Source organism: Effusibacillus lacus (genome assembly GCF_002335525.1).
GTDB lineage: Bacteria > Bacillota > Bacilli > Tumebacillales > Effusibacillaceae > Effusibacillus > Effusibacillus lacus.
The window spans coordinates 39497-56419 of sequence record NZ_BDUF01000033.1 but is presented as its reverse complement, the minus strand read 5'-3'; the positions used below and the strand labels follow the sequence as shown (position 1 = coordinate 56419).

Sequence of the window (16923 nt, the reverse complement as noted above, 5' to 3'; positions counted from 1 at the left end):
GCCACACTGTAGAATTGGTGGTACCCCCGGAGAGGATTGTTTGTTTCCGGTACATTCACCGTAACTTCATAAGTACCCCTGCCAAACCGGAGCCAGATCTCCCCGTCAAATATGTAATTCTGAACCGGGATCAGGTAGGTGGCTACATCCTTGTCTTTTTTTGTTTGAACAATGACATGCGTCGTCTTGTCGGCATCCGGAACATTGGGATCGATAGCACCTGAGATCCGGTATTTCAGTTGGGCCTCCTCTCCCCCTGTCAATGGAGTATCAAGACGAACGCCCCGCTCCTGGTAGGTTTTGAAATATTGAATAGGTTCCGAAGTCTTGGCAGACTGATTGTCAAGAAAAAGATACGCCGCTTCCAGGAAATAATCTTTCCGGGTCGGGTCAGGGGCCATGACCGTCAGTTTATGGACTCCCAAGCCATAATGGAGGGGAAGTCTGGCTTCAAATTTGCCTTCTTTGATGGGAATCAAGTGTTCCCATTTTTTTTCGTCCTTTTCCAAGCGTATCATCACAAACCGGTTGGTCGCCGGGTAGTTTAGGATCGAACCCTGCAGGTCAAATACGCCCTCCGTCTTGGAATACCCTGTTTCCGGACGGGAAATGTTCAATCCTGAATTCCTGCCAGGCATCGTAAAGGCAATATCTCGCTTGATTTCATCGTTAACGTTAAATACATGAAATTCGGTGAGGTCATAATACCGATCCTTGGAATCGGTGCTTGGAAGCCGCACAACCACCCGGTATTCTCCTGCCCCGTCGGGCAGTTGCACATTTTGTTCAAAAACACCGTCCCTGATGGGAGCATAGTAGGAGAAGTCATCGTTGACAGAGGAAGCATTCTGGTTCATTTTACGAATCAGGACCCAAACGGAATCCGATTTCATAGTCGTGTATTCCTGCACGGAACCCGAAATGACAAAACTGGAATTGGCTGCAAACTTCTTATGCTCAGGTTTGGTAAGTCTGGCTCCGACCTTTATGCTGTATTCGGTTACTTGAAGCGGCTCCATCTGAATGGTTCTGTTTGTTTCCTCCACCAGCTTCTGCCATTTGTCAACTTCTTGCACTGCGGGTCGGCTGCAGGCAGCCATTAACATAGACAGAATCAGCCCAATGCCGACAACTCTGGATTTCCACATCCAATACTCCCCCAACCATTGGCAAACATCCCTCAGGCTCTTTCTTGCTGGATTCCAATTTTACCTATTTTTAGTATCATCATATCCAAGATGGGAGATTTGTTCAAACGCCCATCAACCGGGGCAGACGGAATCTGTCAACTGATATGAGTGATTCAATCTGGACGGATTGCATCCATATGTATCTTTAAATGCCGAAGCAAAATGGCTTTGATTCTTATAACCTACCATTCTTGCCACTTCTTTGACGGACATGGAACGGTTCTCCAGAAGTTGTCTTGCAGTGTGCATCTTTCGAATCCGAATCAGACCTCCGACGGAATATCCGGTTTCCTGCTTGCAAAGACGCTGCAAGTGACGGGGGCTGTATCCCAATTCGTTGGCAACTTGCAATACACTTACAGTAGAACATTCGGATGTTTCCAAATAAAGCAGAATCGCCCGTACCCTGGGACACTAGGAAGTATATTTCCTAAGATATGTCCAAGTACGATTTCCAACGCTTTCCGACTGAACACAATTTTTCGGTTTCACAAGTCTTAACCTCCTTGGATCAGGAATTGAAAATCAACAGTCCGGTCAATGCAAAGCCTGCCATAGTATAAGGAGCAAAGGCAAGAGAGTCCCCTGTCTTGAACCTTCGCCGAATCCAGAGAACCAGAACGGCCATCCCGGCAACCAGATGCGCAAAAATAAATGTCCACAGCGTCAGATCCATTCCAACAGCAAACCCCAGTAGCGCGAAAAGTTTGACGTCTCCGCCCCCAATTCGACCGTTCGCAAGGATTGCAAGCGTCCACATGCCAAGCAGCCAGACAGAGGCAGCCATAAAGTATGCCCAGATTTCATCCGGATGCAGAACCAGATGAACCGGCAGCAGAACGATGCAGCCGGCTATAAGCAACTTATTGGGGATGATACGGCTCTTCAGATCGGTGACAACTGCAATCAGCAAGATGGCAGCCATGATTACCCAGATCAGCCAATCCATGGACAATCGGCACCTCCCGGTAAATCCATAATTTCACATTGTGATTTAATAAGTTTTCAGGTAACGTTTCAGATCCTGAGGGGATTCGATCTTGGAGAAAAAAACGTCTTCCAATTCAAGCATGCCTTGCAGTTGATCCTGATATTTGGCATGATTGTCAAGGGTTACAGTTTGCACTCCCTGATCGAGTAACGACTCGTCAAAGTATTGGATATCCAGACCGGCTCGAATGCGTTGATTTTTCAGGTAAGAGACAAGCTGAAACAGGTTGTTCAGTTCCTCGTCCAGTTTGTTTGCCCGGATGTCTTTAATCAAGAAGATTCTGATGTTCTGGTAATACCCGTTTGTCTTCTGCCGCAGCTGCACATAGTCGGGCATTTCACGGGAAAAAATTTTTTCCACGTCCTCGTCTATCGTCACCGTCGAACTCCAGCTTACCGATTTTGGGTACATCTTTTCAATGAAGGGTTTGATTTCTTCTCTTGATTGAACTGTCATGTATTCATAGAAGTATTGATCTTCAATCGTCTGGCCGCCCTTTTCTTTCTTGATAAAAAACTTGAGACTTCCATTTTCTTTGGGCTTCCCTTGCATACGATATTCTCCGATTTGCCAGACATACTTGACGTTGTCTACCGTAAACTCTTTGCCATATTTTTGCGTCAGATACTTCTCGGTTTCCTGCTGAATCGCCAGTTCTTCATCACGTGACATGCCGATGGAGGATGAGAGTTTAATGGTGATTTCTTCCACGATAAACAGAGCCAAGGCAGCCAGAACAACGGAAATCACAACTTCCGCGATTGATCTTCCGCCCGACGGTGCTGACTGTTTCCCCTTCATTATTCGGATGTAAACGAACAGTACATCTGCCAAAGCCACTATATACAAGAGGATGACCGGCAAAGGACTCACTGTGTATTTCAAAATAATGCCCAACGCGGCAAGTACGAAAAAGAAAATCCCCTTCAGCCTCTGTCCGTTGACAAATTGGCCCAAGCCGGGTTGAAGCAAAGTCAGGATTATGGCTATAATCAAACGCAGCATAGAAATCCTCCCAATGTCCTTGCGCTATCTGGCAATGTTTCCATCGTCCCTGAACTGGCCTCTGAATGATTCGAGAGCATGCGCTTCCAGAAAGCCTTCCGTAAAGGTTGTGACAAGAACTTTTCGTGTGATTTGACTCTCAAAATCTTTAAAGGGGTGCCAATAATCGTTTCTTTCCCCGGGGGGCCTTCCGTTCCGGTTGGTTATCACGACCTTCCCATAATGAACACCCAAATTGCCGATTACATCCGCTTCGTTTACATAGTTGACAACCTGCTCGTCGTGAGCACCCCAAGCATTTCCAAGGTCCTCCACTCCGTTCAGGTTGGGGTTGAATACGTTCATTACTTTACCGATCAGACTGGTTCGGCTGGCGGGATGGGGCTTTAAACCGGGGGCATTGAAAGTGACTGCGGGAAATCCGAATTCCCGGGCCATATTTTGGGCATGGAAACCGCCCAGCGAGTGACCGGTCAAGACGATAGCCGCATTTTCAGCGACCTTTAAACCCTTGACCCTTTTTACAAACTCTCTTGCGGAATCCACCTGGTTCCCCTTGTACTGTCCCCATATACCCAGGTTTTGGCCCCACCAGTCTGCAAAGAAATCTTCTGTATCCGATCCGCGAAACGAAATGATGACTTCTCCCGTGGTTTTGTTAAGCACCGCTATTGCTTCAAAACCATTTGCCAAATCTTCCCTCTCAATCAATTTACCATTTGGTTTCCCGTTTGTCTTTCCCAAAACAGCAATCAAATCCTGATCCGTAATGTCTTTGGGGTTTTTATAAACCAGATCCGCCAGTTTCATCAACTGTTGATCCGTGGTGCGAACATCGTGAATTTTGTGGGTCTGGTTCTTTCCTGGAATTAAGTATTCATCAGGTGGAACGGAGGTGCCGTCCAGCAGGGGTATATGCGGAGATGATTCCGGGTGGAAAGGGGCTGGTTCATTTGTCTTGGGAGGGGAGGTTATTGGAGGTGAGACACTGGGAAGGGATACGTCCGGAACCGAAGCGTGTGGGGGAGAATGTCCCGGCAAGTAAAAATTGGGAGATGCGTTTGCCAGGGAACTTCCGTACAATCCTGTGCCAAAAATCAGAAACAAGGCAGCGAACAACGAAAGGACAGGTCTTCCCCGTGATGGAGAAAACAGGGACCGGTACTTGCTCACATCTACCTCTCCTTTCATTTACTCCCTGCTTGCGCCAAGACTCAGAAGTAAACTCCGGGAGAAGCTTTCAATCTTTCTGCCAATCTATGTCATGCATTAAATATAGAAATTCATCCCAAATATTTCAATGCATTTAAGACTCTAAAAAGGACATTTTTTACCCGAAAACGGACATCTTTTGTTTGAGATACTTACTATTTAAGAACTCGAGAGGGCGGTTCAATACAAAAAGAAAGAACCTCCCCGCAGCTGTCGATTCGACAGCCACAGGAAGGTCCCGCAAAACTTACATTATCACCTGGCAAAGGGATGGTTCAACTCCCTGATCCGTTTCAACACATAAGGATACACACTGTCCCTCAGAATAGGGGAATAGTTCTTGTCGTCCTTAATCAACTCCGGATCGGGAGGCTGTTCACAGACTTTGACATCTTCCGTTTCGAAATCGGGGGGAAGCGGATGCAAGCGGGCAACCCGTGCGATGTAGACCGACTTGATCATGGGGATGGGTTTTTCTCCGACAATTTCGTATTGTCCGATCCATTCGATCGCATCTATCTCTGCTCCCGTTTCCTCATAGGTTTCCCGGATGGCCGCTTGAATGGGCATCTCCTTCGGTTCGACAGTGCCCCCGGGAACTTCCCATCCCCTTCTGCGATGTTTCGTCAGGATCAACCTGCCCTGGTAGAACGGCATCACAAGGACATAGCCGGCCGGTTGTCTGTGAACAGGGTCAAACGAGAGGGCCACCTGTCCGCCAAACGCTCCGGGAAAACGAAGAATACCGTCACCACTGGTCCCCATCAAATCTCCTCCCCGGTTTCGATCCGATACGATATTGTCTTGGCAGCAATCATCCCCTGGGCCACCGATCCCGCAACACTTGAAAAAAGCGGCCGGGTACGTAAATCCCCAACGGCAAACACATTGCGGACACTGGTTTCTCCAAACTCATCCACCGTTACATACCCGTCCCGATCCATCTTCAGCTGGCCTCTTAGGCCATTGCTGTCAGGCTCAACTCCAATCCGGACAAATACGGCCTCAACCGGGATCGTTGTCAGGGAACCGTTGGTTTCCACGACAATCCCTTGCACGTGCTCCTGCCCGACAATTTCTTTAACAAGTGAATGGGTGAGAACCTGAACCCCCGGGTGGGTAAGGACAGGCTGCACGTACTCCTTGCGGGCCCGAAACTTCCCGCTTCGATGAATCAGCATAACTTTCGCACCGTGTTCAGCCAGCAGAAGGGCCCCTTCCACAGCCCGGTCTCCGCCGCCGACCACAGCCACATTTTTCCCCTGGAAGCGATGTTTGTCCCGGGATGCGGAGTACACTTCCTTTCTGTCGATCATTTCCGCCTCCCCGGGAACACCCAGCTTTCGATCATGGGATCCCAATGCGAGAATCAACGCTTTGGCACGGTACTCCCCCTTGTTGGTACGGAGCACTTTCCCCTGCAAATCAAATTCCCGCACCTCGATACCGCATTCGTAAGGACAATCCAAACCTTTGACATGAGCCACAAACCGCTCTTGCAGTTCCCGTCCGTTTGCCGCAGGAATGCCCAAATAATCAATAATCGGATTGTTGACCCGGAACAGCTGTCCCCCCAATTCTCCATTGCGTTCAAGCAGTATGGTCTTCAAGCCGAGCCGGTGGCACCAGACCAGTGCGGACAGCCCGCCCGGTCCACCTCCCACAATCGCAACATCATACATGGTCTCCGCTCCTCGTCAAGAACATGTCAACTTTCTCCTCAAATTCGAGCCAACCGGAAACCCGTTTGCAGGGGACGTTCCGGTTGTATGGATAATCCATGGCCACCGCAATCTTTCCCGTCTGCATGAACCCGTGCAGATTGTGGGGAGCATCATCAAACAGGAGATCCCCATCAATCACTTCCTTGCGATGGGCAAAGATCAGGTTGTGCCGGCCAATAAACGGCAGATACCGGGATACCCATTCTTCTTTCTCCCGGTAGGCATGAACGGACGGAGGCGAAGTGACTATCAGCAGATCATACCGCTTCGACAATCTCTGCATCACTTCGATTGCATGGGGCAAAGGCTCCAGGCTGGCAAAAAAACCGGGCTCATTCAGGTACTCATAGATCTTTTCCCCGCATTCCGGCTTCACATAAGATTTGGCATCCCAGCGAAGGACCCGCTCCACTGTAAGATCATCCCCATAATCCCGGTTGTAGCGGCCGTACCACTCACTCATCAGGTCTACAATCACGGAATCCATATCGATGCACAATACTTTATTCAATGACTTGCTCAATTTTTGAAACCTGCCTTCCCCAACAGTTGTGTATGGTATATTTTTCCATTAAGCCCCTTTGGATTGCATCAACACCTTGCACGCGTCACCAAGCCCTTGCGGCAGATAGAGTGTCAGCATCTTCTGCAGTTCAAAGTCGGCCCGCAGGTCTCTGAAAGCCATCCGTTGCAGATCGGTCACCTTGTCAAGAAAACCGAAGTTCTCCAAAAAATCGGACTGGGTGGAGAACCTTACCGTCTCCAGACCGACTTGACCACCCTCCCGCTGGAGATAGCTGAAATCCACATCCGCCGTGATGTCTTGTTCTCCTACCCGGGTATACGGGTCGTGGTTTAACGTTTGCTTGTAGTAGCAACGAATTCCGCCCGAACGGGCCGATTGCCAATGAACGTCAGGTGAAAGATTGCCATAATCAATCGTAAGTACGTATCCCTTGTTCAACGCATCCGCCATTTCCCGAATGACCTTCCCTGCAGCCGGGCTCAGCACCAAGCGATCACCCTCCTCGAGGCCTTCCCTGATTTGCTCATCCAAAAGCAAAGGAAGTCTTTCATCCGAAAGCGGTGCCGTTACTTCTGCAAATGAGCCGTCTTCTTCAAGCGTCACATATCGTTCCAGCAAGCGTCCTTTGTCCATGACCAGGCGGTGATAAGGGAGCGCATCAAACAGCTCGTTGCTGAGAATGACTCCTTCCAATGAACCATATCCGGGCACTTCCTGCAGGGTTGCATGCCATTCGATGCGCCCTTTCCCTGTCTCAGAAGCGGTCTCTCGTTGTCTCCCCCGTAACACTGGACTTTGTTCGACGATTACATATCTTAACGCAACCGGGCCAGAGTTTGCAGCGGGTTCATTTGCCTGCAGGCGGTCCCATTCCTGCAACAGATCACGGGCCAAAGCTCCTGTTCCTGCTCCCATTTCCAGGAGAGTGAAAGAGGACGGTGAGCCCATCTCAAGCCAAAGCTGATAAATCTGCCTTCCGACACAATGTCCGAAGACCGGATGCACCATCGGCGAGGTAAAGAAATCTCCCTGTTCGCCAATTGTCATCTCAGGCCTGTTATAATACCCCAGCATCGGGTGGTAAAGCGCTTCCGCCATGTATTCGGCAAACGTAATCCGTCCGCCGGCTGATCTGATTTTATCTGCAATCAAATGATGCAGTTGGTTCATGCTTTCACCTTCTTGCCCTTATTGTACCAGATGTTAGTCTGTCACACGGTCATCCGGTTGCAACTTGTTTGGAAATGGAAGGGGCTTTCTTGGGAAATTTCTTGTAAAATGAAGGGGAATGAATGCAAAGGAGCGAAAGGAATGGCAAATCAACCAAACTGGAACGAAGTGGAACTGCCTGAGGGATCGGAACTTCTGCGAAAAGAACTATATGATTACAACAGCAGCAAAGGTCAATATCAGATTGAACTGTATGAAACACCGGACGGCAGGTTTTATGCCATCGGAACCAACAAAGATCCGGACGCGAAAATGATTGTTTACGGCAGCAACGTGGTTTATGACAAACGGATGGCACTGCAGACAGTTATGGAAAAGATCGAACGGGAAGGCGCCTGGTGCGACTGATCTAGGGTTCCACCACGATTTGTCCGCCGTACATCTGCATTCCGCACATGAACGGATACGTACCCGGCTTTAAGGGAGGAAGTTCAATGGCCGTGGTTCCCGTATTCAGTTTCCTGGTGATGGAAAAGTCCTTAATCAGCAAATAAGACAGGCAGCCTCCCTCATAATCCTTGTGAAAATTGAGTTGTACGGGAGCACCCGCTTTGACAACGATTTTGTCGGGTGCATAGCCGCCTGTTTTGACTGTTATATCAACTTGCTGGGTCGACTGGGAAGTCCAATTGGCTATTACCGGGAGGGAGGAAACTCCCGAACCGGATCCCGCATCTGTCCGATTCCCCATCACGATCAAGAAAATAAGGGCTATCGGCAACAATACCCATACGAATCGAATCATCATCCGGGTCACGCGTAAGGTTCCCTGCTGCCTGTTCCCGGTTGCGGCCCGTTCTGGCTGTACCCCTGCCTCTTCCCGGATCAATCTCACAAGGAACAGCATAATTACCACATAAACCAAACCCACGAACAACATCATCAGAATCGGGGACTGCAACCGTTCCATCACGCCAAGCATGGCGCCCATCATGCCACCCATAATGCCTGCCAGCATGCCGTCCATGGCTGCCATCAACGACACAGGATTGCCGGTAAAATACCCGACCAGCATTCCAATCACAACAGCGGCAACAGTTGGTATCAACATGTCGTCCGTATAGGTTCCAAGCACCGTTCCCAACAGGGTGCTGGCCATCATGGCGGAAGTCATGGCTATCATCATGCCAGCCATACAGGTCAGTTTTTTTCTGTACCGGTTAACGAGTACCACAATGAAGGCCGAAAATACTACCATCACCACAACGGACAATATGACAACTCCTGTCATGATCACTGCCGATCCCTCCAATCAGCTTAAAATCATATCTTAACCTTATTAACTAAGCGTCAGTTTTTCAACAAGATCGTGAACAAAAATGTGACAATTTGATTGCATTTTAAAGGAGCTGAAAAATTCATCAGCTCCTGAGTTCCTGTAGGAGTGGCTCTGTCAATCGACGGATCTAAATGTTGTCCATAATCAATTCGGGTTGTACATCCACCATTTGTGGTCCTCCTTTGGGATTAAGTAAATTGATGGAACAGGAACGCCAACAAAATTCCGAAGACGGAGCCAACGAAGACCTCAACCGGTTGATGCCCGAGCATTTCCTTCAACCGTTTGTGTCTTCGCCTGTAGTCGCGTTTGTTCTTCCCCCTAAATTGTTCCTCAATATGCTTGTCAAAATCCTCTTCGAGCCGATTGAGCGCCATGGCAGTCTCACCTGCATGGCGCCGGATTCCCATTGCATCGTACATAACGATCAACCCCAGCATTGCCGCAATCCCAAAAAGTGGCGAGTCAAACCCCTGGGTAAGTCCAACACTCGTGGCAAGACAGGAAACGGCTGCCGAATGAGAGCTTGGCATTCCTCCCGTGGTGATCAGTTGTCTCCAGTCCCATCTGCCTTTGCTGAAAAAATGAATCGGCACCTTGAGGAACTGGGCCAGTCCCACCGCTAACAGGGCGGCGATCAGAGAATGGTTGAAAAGGATGGTACGCATGGTGCCCCTCCATTACTAATGTAGGTATTAGTATGCACAAAGAAAAACCTCTTTCAGGGATTGAAAGAGGTTGGCCGGTAGCGGCCTAACGCAGAAGGGATGCATATGTGTCTGCATCAAGCTTCTTGATAACTGCCACCAAGAGCTTCGCCGCATTTTCAAAATCATCCCGATGCATAATCGATGCATGGCTGTGGATGTAACGAGTTGGAAATCCGATCACCAGCGACGGAACCCCTTTTTTGAACAAGTGCACCTTGCCTGCATCGGTACCGCCACCCGGCATGGATTCAAACTGGACCGGAATGCCCTCTTCCTCGGCTGTGTCTAGAACGAAATCCAACAGTTTCTTGTGGGGAACCATTGAATAGTCATACAGGATAACCAGAGGTCCTTTGCCGCACTTGCTGTTTGGCATCTGGTCTTCCGGCATCCCGGGCGTGTCCCCGGCGATGCCCACATCGAGCGCAAAGAAAATATCCGGTTCCACTATGTGCGGCAAAGTGGCGGCGCCTCTAAGCCCTACCTCTTCCTGTACTGTCGCCCCGCTGTAGACAACATTCGGGTGCTGGACGCCCTGCAGCTGCCTCAAAACTTCTACAGACAATGCGCAACCTGCGCGGTTGTCAAGCGCTTTGCCCATGATGAATTTCTCATTGTTCATAACTTGGAACGGACAGATCGGCAGTATCGGATCCCCGGGCCGCACGCCAAACTCCTTCACCTCTTCCGCACTGGAAGCACCTATGTCAATGAACATGTCCTTGATCTGGACAACCTTGTTCCTTTCTTCCGGAGACAGGACATGAGGCGGTTTCGATCCGATAACCCCCACAATGTCTCCTTTGCGGGTCTTGATTACTACCCGTTGTGCCAGCATAACTTGAGACCACCATCCGCCAAGGGGCTGGAACTTGATATATCCCTTGGATGTGACGTGTGTCACCAGCAGTGCAATCTCATCCAGATGACCCGCCAACATGATCTTTGGACCATTTGGGGCTCCGGTCTTTCTGGCGATGATGCTGCCCAGATTGTCAGTCAGGATTTCTTCCGAAAGCGGCTGCAAATACCGGTGCATCAGTCCGCGAACTTCTTCCTCCTGCCCCGGTGCACCGGATGCCTCTGTCAACTCCTTGAACATTGTCATTAATTGATCCATATGGAAGCCCCCTCGGTTATGTAAAAAATGCCAAGTTTTATTGTATTACAATAAGTAATAATTGTATAGAATACTTTAGCTTACATAGATTATGCAAAAAAACTGCGGCCCATGTAACGGGCCGCAGGCATTCAGACTTTGAACTGTCCGGTCAGATTCTGCAATTCTGTTGCCATCTTTGTCAGTGAGGAAGCGGAAGATGAGATCTCTTCCATGGCAGCCAACTGTTGTTCAGTGGCTGCCGATACATTCTCGGCACCTGCCGCAACGCTCTCCGCCCCCTCCTTGACAGCCATGATCATATTGACTGCTTCTTCCGCCATCGCTTCGATTTGCTTCGCTCTTTCTGTCACTTCCCGGATCTGAGCGGTAACTCCGTCAATAGCTGACTGAATCTGACGGAATAAGTTGCCCGCTTCGCTGACAGACTCAATTCCGGCCGCGACTTCTTTCGTCAGTTTTTATTTGATGCCCTCTATCTTTACCACTCTCTTTAACGGGACTTGCCGGATACCATCGTAAGTCTGAAGGTGCAATTTCCCGTCTTTAATCAGCGGAGTCCCTTCCCAAACCACATCCTCATGGGGATCAAACAATGTGATGCGGATTTTATGTTTGTGCTGCATGGATTCCCCAAGAATATATCCCATTTGGCTCCATTCATCTTCGGACAGGATAGGTTGCTTACGTTTTTTTGATTCCTGCTTGGAACGTTCCATGAGTTCTCTGTGTTCCGGCAGCACGAGCCGCATCGCCTCAAAAATGTTGCCGTCGATAATTCGCATGGTTTCACCCCTGTTCGTTACATATAGTGTCCGCCAATCTTTTTGCTCCTCTCCCTCAATTGGCCCGCTTCCTGAAGGCTGACGGCCCGCATAATACTGGCCTCGCCATATTTGGTCCGAATCTCATCAACCACTCTCGATAAATCGTGACGTTTGCTTACATCATCCAACAACGACAACTGAAGGGTATTTGAGTGTTGCAACAAATCAAGCGAGACACTGACAGCTCTCACACCGTCACCGGTCCACCACTTGTCGAGTAACTCCAGCAAAAACGGATACAGATCATGGGGTTCATTCGAATAAAAATGGAGTGTTTTCGCTTTATAAAATCCACTTTGAAGCCTTTCATAAGTCAAGCCGAGACCCACACGCCGGCCTTTCTGGCCTGCAGATCTCGCTCTGCGACAGACCTCATCCAAAAGTTCTTGAATGACGATAATGATCTCTGTACGCTTATAAAAATCTTTGGGCAAAGTGGTGCGGTGCGAAATTCCCTTATGAGGCACATCATAGGAATCAGGATTCATCCTGGAATAGTCCCGCCCATGACTCCATCGATAGATTACCGTTCCCCACACCCCAAACCGATGCTGCAGTTTCACTTCCGGGATTTGTGCCACATCGCCGATCGTTCGTGCGCCAAACTCGTAGTATAAACTTTCCGCCCGGCGCTTGAGTCCCCACATATCGAATACAGACAAACGATGAAGCTTCGTGGGTACATCCTCCTCCGTCCACCATACAATCCCATCCGGATGTTTTTTGGCTTGTTTATTTGCCATCTTGGCCATCCATTTGTTGTAGGAAAGACCAATGCGGCAGCGGAGCCGGAACAGGTCCCAAATGCTCTCTTTCAGTTGGCGGACGGCCGTAATCGGATCCGGGAACAAAATCGACGGAAAGGGAAAAGCAAAAAAGGCTTCATCCACCGAAAATTGTTCATGCAAGGGGAACATGGATTGAATCACCTGTTGAATGCGAATGCTGGTTTCCAGGTAAAATTGCATTCGGGGTTTTACAACGGTTACTGTTGGACAGTATCGGAGTGCCTCTCCAAGCCGCATCGCATTTTCAATGCCGGCCTTCTTCGCCGTGGGGGTCGCCGCCAGGATCACACCGGATCTTCGCCCAGGATCGCCTGAAACCACAAGGAGGGGATCGGTGGAGTCATCATTCTCACGGCGTGCCAATGCATACTCGGGACGGGAGGCGACTTCACATGATGCGTAGAAACTCTGCATATCCACCAAACCATAAATCCATTTCATCGCTTGTTTCCCTTACCCATTGCTTCCATGCCCCCTGTAGCTCGGCTTCCGGCATCTCCAGTTGGATGATATGTCGAAGTAACGCGGTTGGGCGCATAAACTACCTCCTGAACCGAATAAATGTTCTGTGTTACTTATTATAGTGCCTGCCAACGAAAATATGCAAACACATGTTCTGGAAATTTGCTTGTTGCACCGATATCAAATGATTGTTACATAACCAAAGAAAGGGAATCCCTCAGTGAGGGACTCCCTTTGTTACCTCTGACAGATTGAATCGGCTACCACAAAATAATCACCGGTCCCCGCCTGTCTGTGCGGCGCATCATAGAATACCACAATCGTACTTCGTTCCTGGCCTGTCTGTGCGATTTCCGGTTGGTTGACTGCCAGATCCACATTACACGAAAGCGTCATAATATAGACGTTCTTGCGAATCAAATGGGCCGGCACATTGGCCAGTACAGGGATATTTGTCCTTCTCCACGCCTCATCTTGCAAGAGATTGTAGATTTGCTCCACTTTCTCCCGATCCCGCTCCGGCTGAACCCAACCAGGCCACTGGCGGGAGCGTTCATGAAGAACCATGTCCAATTTCAGCAGCTCTCTTATAACGGGAAGCTGTTGAGACTTTCGGGCCTCAAGGAATGCATGCAGATGCTCGTACAAAGCCTTCAAGCGGTGGCCCACCTTAAACAGGCAGTTGTCCTCCCAATAATCGGCAAACTGTTCAAAAAAGTCAAAGGGAGTATCAAATTCCTGGGCCATTATATATGGGAGCGAAACATCGAATTTATGCGAATTGCTGTAACGCTCCAGAATGTCTTCGATTCCTTTCAGCCTTAAAACGTCTTCATAGGAAAGCACATTGTTGCAGTAAATTTCATAGGGCGGCTCCTCACTCCAGACATATCCATGGTCCGCAGCCCGGATTTTCACTCCGACCCCCTTTAACATCTTCAGAAACCCCAGTTGAAGCTCGTCCGGCTTTAACGCATACACATCGTTGAAAGTCTTGCGAAACGACATGTAGTCTTCCTCCGGCAAACCGGCGATCAGATCAAGATGTTGGTGAATCTTGCCTCCCTGCCTGATTTTTGTCACCGTGTTCGAAAGCTTCCCGAAATTCTGTCTGCGCTGCACCAAAGCGTTGGTCAAATCGTTGGTGGATTGCACCCCGATTTCGAACTGGAAGAGGCCTTTCGGCGCATTCTCATTAAGAAAATCAACAATCTCGGGTTTCAGAATATCGGCCGTAATCTCAAAATGAAACGTCGTATCTTTCCGGTTAGCGATCAGGAACTGAAAAATTTCCAATGCATATTGCTTGTGGATGTTAAACGTCCGGTCCACAAACTTAATTTGCCGCACTCCCGCGTCAATCAATCTCTTCAAATCCCTTTTAACCCGCTCCATCTCAAAAAACCTTACCCCGTCTTCGATTGAGGACAAACAGTACTGACACTTGAAAGGACAACCACGCGAGCATTCGAAATAGACGATTCGGTTTTCCAGCTCTTCTAGCCGGTCTTGATAGGGGGATGGAATTGCATTCAAGTCTGCCAGCATCGGACGGGGCGGATTCTCCCGGATCATGTCGCCATCCCGGTAAACAACTCCTTGGATCCCTTCGGCTCCCCTCCCCTGGGCGAGGGCTTGCAGCAGTTCCAGAAAGGTCTGCTCCCCTTCACCTGCCACCACGAAGTCCACATAAGGATGCTGCTCCATAAACGGCCGGGTCTCGTACGTCACTTCGGGTCCGCCAAGTACAATCTTCACTTCAGGCAGGACTTTTTTCAGATGTTTGATTACGGACACTGTCTCCTGAATGTTCCAGATATAACAGGAGAAACCTACAACGTCAGGTTTGTTTTTATATATGTCGGCGGCAATCTTGTCCGACAAGTCGTTGATTGTATACTCCATCAGACGTATGTCCGGAAAATACGGCTCTGCATAACTCCGCAAATACCGGAGCGCCAGCGATGAATGGACAAATTTCGCATTCAGTGTTGTCAACAGGATGTTCATTAGGCTCCCCCACATTTGGTTCAGGTTCAGGTTCTGGTACCAGTATAGTACAGATTTTTTTCGCTTTCACGGGCAAACGCCCGTAACAATAACAGGTTGTATTCCCATAATTTATAGGAGACGACTATGGGAAGAGGGATGCGCTTTGGTTCACGTCAAACCGATTGAAATTGAAGGGCACACCGTAATAGGGGTACATGTGGAACTTCCCAAGACCAATCTGATTGCAATCAAGACCGACAAGGGATATATCATGTGCGGAGCCCTGGACGTGGGACTGCTGAATGAAAAACTGGCTGACAGAGGCATCATTGCAGGCCGGGCTGTTGGAGTCCGCAGTCTGGACGATCTTCTGAACATGCCCTTGGAGTCCGTAACAGCGAAGGCAGAAGAAATGGGGATCGTGCCGGGGATGACCGGACGGGAAGCGCTGCTGAAAATGTTGTAGGGTAGGCTGTTTGCCTACCCTTGGCTGTCTATTGTTTATCTTGACAACTCTTCCACCCGGATTCCCCGGGAATGAACCGTATGGCTCCAGGTCTTGTTGTTCTTGGTAAAGAATGCGATAACCGTAATCGGGAACCAGGTAATCAGGAAGATCGGATACATCACCAATCCCAGATAGGCTCGCCAGTTAGCCTTTTCCAGAATCATGGCCAAGGGCAGCTGACCGTATATCAGAATGCTCACCACTGTCCAGAATTCCGTCGGGAAAAGGATCTCCTGAATGTCGGTGACAGCCCACCACTCGGGCATAACCAGTTGCAGGTACAGGATTATGGTAATCAGGAGGATAATCAGCAACCTCATCGGTTGAAACAGATACAGTGCCGCATCCAGCATCGCCCAGTTTCTCGTCTTGATGCTCTTTGCCAACAGGGGAATCAGGAAGCGGGAAGCACAGTCAAAATGTCCCTGCATCCAGCGCATTCGTTGGTTCCAGGATGCTTTCAGCGTATTCGGTTTCTCGTCATATACAATCGCGTCATGTGCCCAGGTCGGATAGATGCCGCGTTCCACGCAGCGAGCTGTGAATTCCACATCTTCCGTCAGGGAATGAGCACCCCAGCCCATCTCCTTCAGCAAAGGGGTATCAATACAGATCCCCGTACCGCCCAAGGCATTTGCCAGTCCAAGATTGAACCTCGGCAATTGCCACATGCGGTTGGTGAAGTAATAGGAGATCGCATACGAAATGGCAATCCATGAATCATAGGGGTTCTTGGTGTCCAGATAACCTTGAATTACACGGTCGCCCTTCAGCAATTTCTCGTTCATGTGACGCAGGAAGTCGGTAGCCACCAGGTTGTCGGCGTCAAACATGACCACGGCGTCATACTGCTTCTCCTGTTCCCACAGACGGTCCAGCATCCACTCAATGGCGTATCCTTTTCCACGCCTGGAATCGTCAAACCGTTCACATGCGATTGCGCCCGCATTACGAACAATCTGTGCGGTATTATCGGTGCAGTTGTCACATATCACATATATGTCGTAAAGTTCTGAAGGATAATCCATCTTTTTCAGATTGTCGATCAGAGGCTCAATTACTTCTTCCTCATTATGAGCAGCCACTATGACAGCGAACGACTTTTGCGGAGGACTTGCTGGAACCTCTTTCTTGTGCCGCAAGCCGAAGAATGCCAAGGTTGCCAAATATGCGCTGGTAACGCCGATCAGCACCTGAAGCGCAATAAATATGCCATCCGCAATAGTTCCAAGAATACTCATAAAGAAATTTCCCTCGTTTCCTTTTCAGCATTAACTTTTTGCTTGGAACATTTCACGTCAATCTACTATATCATGTACGCCAGTAGGCAGACAAGTAGAATCCCGGCAGATAATTTTA

At 49.2% G+C, this 16923-nt stretch carries 19 protein-coding genes; 2 read left to right on the top strand and 17 right to left on the bottom strand.

Annotated features, from left to right (window positions below; translation table 11 throughout):
- The 9 genes from EFBL_RS07840 to EFBL_RS07800 form a co-directional block, all read right to left on the bottom strand.
- Positions 1-1148: transglutaminase (locus EFBL_RS07840; protein WP_096181589.1), on the bottom strand; the 1148-nt coding region annotated here is incomplete at its 3' end.
- Between the two features lie 114 nt (positions 1149-1262).
- Positions 1263-1574, bottom strand: coding sequence for a helix-turn-helix transcriptional regulator (locus EFBL_RS07835; RefSeq protein WP_165912681.1), 312 nt, complete (start codon positions 1572-1574; stop codon positions 1263-1265).
- A gap of 127 nt (positions 1575-1701) precedes the next feature.
- Positions 1702-2139, bottom strand: a complete 438-nt coding sequence (locus EFBL_RS07830) for a prepilin peptidase (RefSeq protein WP_131927766.1) — start codon at positions 2137-2139, stop codon at positions 1702-1704.
- 45 nt (positions 2140-2184) lie between these two features.
- Positions 2185-3186, bottom strand: coding sequence for a hypothetical protein (locus EFBL_RS07825; protein ID WP_096181586.1), 1002 nt, complete (start codon positions 3184-3186; stop codon positions 2185-2187).
- A gap of 24 nt (positions 3187-3210) precedes the next feature.
- Positions 3211-4377 (bottom strand): YqiA/YcfP family alpha/beta fold hydrolase, encoded by a 1167-nt coding sequence (locus EFBL_RS07820; protein WP_131927765.1) that lies wholly within the window; start codon positions 4375-4377, stop codon positions 3211-3213.
- Positions 4378-4653: 276 nt separating this feature from the next.
- The gene (locus EFBL_RS07815; protein WP_096181584.1) at positions 4654-5163 is read right to left on the bottom strand and encodes an NUDIX hydrolase; all 510 of its coding nucleotides are present in this window, start codon (positions 5161-5163) and stop codon (positions 4654-4656) included.
- Positions 5163-6080 carry an NAD(P)/FAD-dependent oxidoreductase gene (locus EFBL_RS07810; protein WP_096181583.1) on the bottom strand — a complete coding sequence of 306 codons (918 nt, stop codon included), beginning with the start codon at positions 6078-6080 and terminating at the stop codon, positions 5163-5165. Before EFBL_RS07810 ends, EFBL_RS07815 begins: the two co-directional genes overlap by 1 nt.
- Positions 6073-6645 (bottom strand): 5' nucleotidase, NT5C type, encoded by a 573-nt coding sequence (locus EFBL_RS07805; protein ID WP_231705716.1) that lies wholly within the window; start codon positions 6643-6645, stop codon positions 6073-6075. Before EFBL_RS07805 ends, EFBL_RS07810 begins: the two co-directional genes overlap by 8 nt.
- A 48-nt stretch (positions 6646-6693) precedes the next feature.
- Positions 6694-7818, bottom strand: a complete 1125-nt coding sequence (locus EFBL_RS07800; RefSeq protein WP_096181582.1) for a class I SAM-dependent methyltransferase — start codon at positions 7816-7818, stop codon at positions 6694-6696.
- A gap of 141 nt (positions 7819-7959) precedes the next feature.
- Between EFBL_RS07800 and EFBL_RS07795 the strand changes: the two genes are divergently transcribed.
- Entirely contained in the window at positions 7960-8226 is a 267-nt protein-coding gene (locus EFBL_RS07795; RefSeq protein ID WP_131927764.1) for a hypothetical protein, read from the top strand.
- 1 nt (position 8227) lies between these two features.
- On the opposite strand, the gene EFBL_RS21140 is transcribed toward EFBL_RS07795, so the two are convergent.
- The 7 genes from EFBL_RS21140 to EFBL_RS07760 form a co-directional block, all read right to left on the bottom strand.
- Positions 8228-9109, bottom strand: coding sequence for a cupredoxin domain-containing protein (locus EFBL_RS21140; protein WP_231705718.1), 882 nt, complete (start codon positions 9107-9109; stop codon positions 8228-8230).
- A gap of 236 nt (positions 9110-9345) precedes the next feature.
- Positions 9346-9825 carry a divergent PAP2 family protein gene (locus EFBL_RS07785; RefSeq protein ID WP_096181580.1) on the bottom strand — a complete coding sequence of 160 codons (480 nt, stop codon included), beginning with the start codon at positions 9823-9825 and terminating at the stop codon, positions 9346-9348.
- Positions 9826-9910: 85 nt separating this feature from the next.
- Positions 9911-10987 (bottom strand): M42 family metallopeptidase, encoded by a 1077-nt coding sequence (locus EFBL_RS07780; protein ID WP_096181579.1) that lies wholly within the window; start codon positions 10985-10987, stop codon positions 9911-9913.
- 131 nt (positions 10988-11118) lie between these two features.
- Complete coding sequence (locus EFBL_RS07775) at positions 11119-11340, bottom strand: hypothetical protein (protein WP_096181578.1); 222 nt, start codon at positions 11338-11340, stop codon at positions 11119-11121.
- A gap of 108 nt (positions 11341-11448) precedes the next feature.
- Positions 11449-11772 carry a YolD-like family protein gene (locus EFBL_RS07770; RefSeq protein WP_096181577.1) on the bottom strand — a complete coding sequence of 108 codons (324 nt, stop codon included), beginning with the start codon at positions 11770-11772 and terminating at the stop codon, positions 11449-11451.
- Positions 11773-11789: 17 nt separating this feature from the next.
- Positions 11790-13043 carry a DNA polymerase IV gene (locus EFBL_RS07765; RefSeq protein ID WP_096181576.1) on the bottom strand — a complete coding sequence of 418 codons (1254 nt, stop codon included), beginning with the start codon at positions 13041-13043 and terminating at the stop codon, positions 11790-11792.
- A gap of 258 nt (positions 13044-13301) precedes the next feature.
- On the bottom strand, positions 13302-15074 hold the full coding sequence (locus EFBL_RS07760) for a B12-binding domain-containing radical SAM protein (protein ID WP_096181575.1): 1773 nt from the start codon (positions 15072-15074) through the stop codon (positions 13302-13304).
- 145 nt (positions 15075-15219) lie between these two features.
- Here EFBL_RS07760 and EFBL_RS07755 point away from each other — a divergent pair, with 145 nt between their 5' ends.
- Positions 15220-15522 carry a YunC family protein gene (locus EFBL_RS07755; RefSeq protein WP_096181574.1) on the top strand — a complete coding sequence of 101 codons (303 nt, stop codon included), beginning with the start codon at positions 15220-15222 and terminating at the stop codon, positions 15520-15522.
- A gap of 35 nt (positions 15523-15557) precedes the next feature.
- On the opposite strand, the gene EFBL_RS07750 is transcribed toward EFBL_RS07755, so the two are convergent.
- The gene (locus tag EFBL_RS07750) at positions 15558-16805 is read right to left on the bottom strand and encodes a glycosyltransferase family 2 protein (RefSeq protein ID WP_096181573.1); all 1248 of its coding nucleotides are present in this window, start codon (positions 16803-16805) and stop codon (positions 15558-15560) included.
- Between the last annotated feature and the right edge of the window lie 118 nt (positions 16806-16923).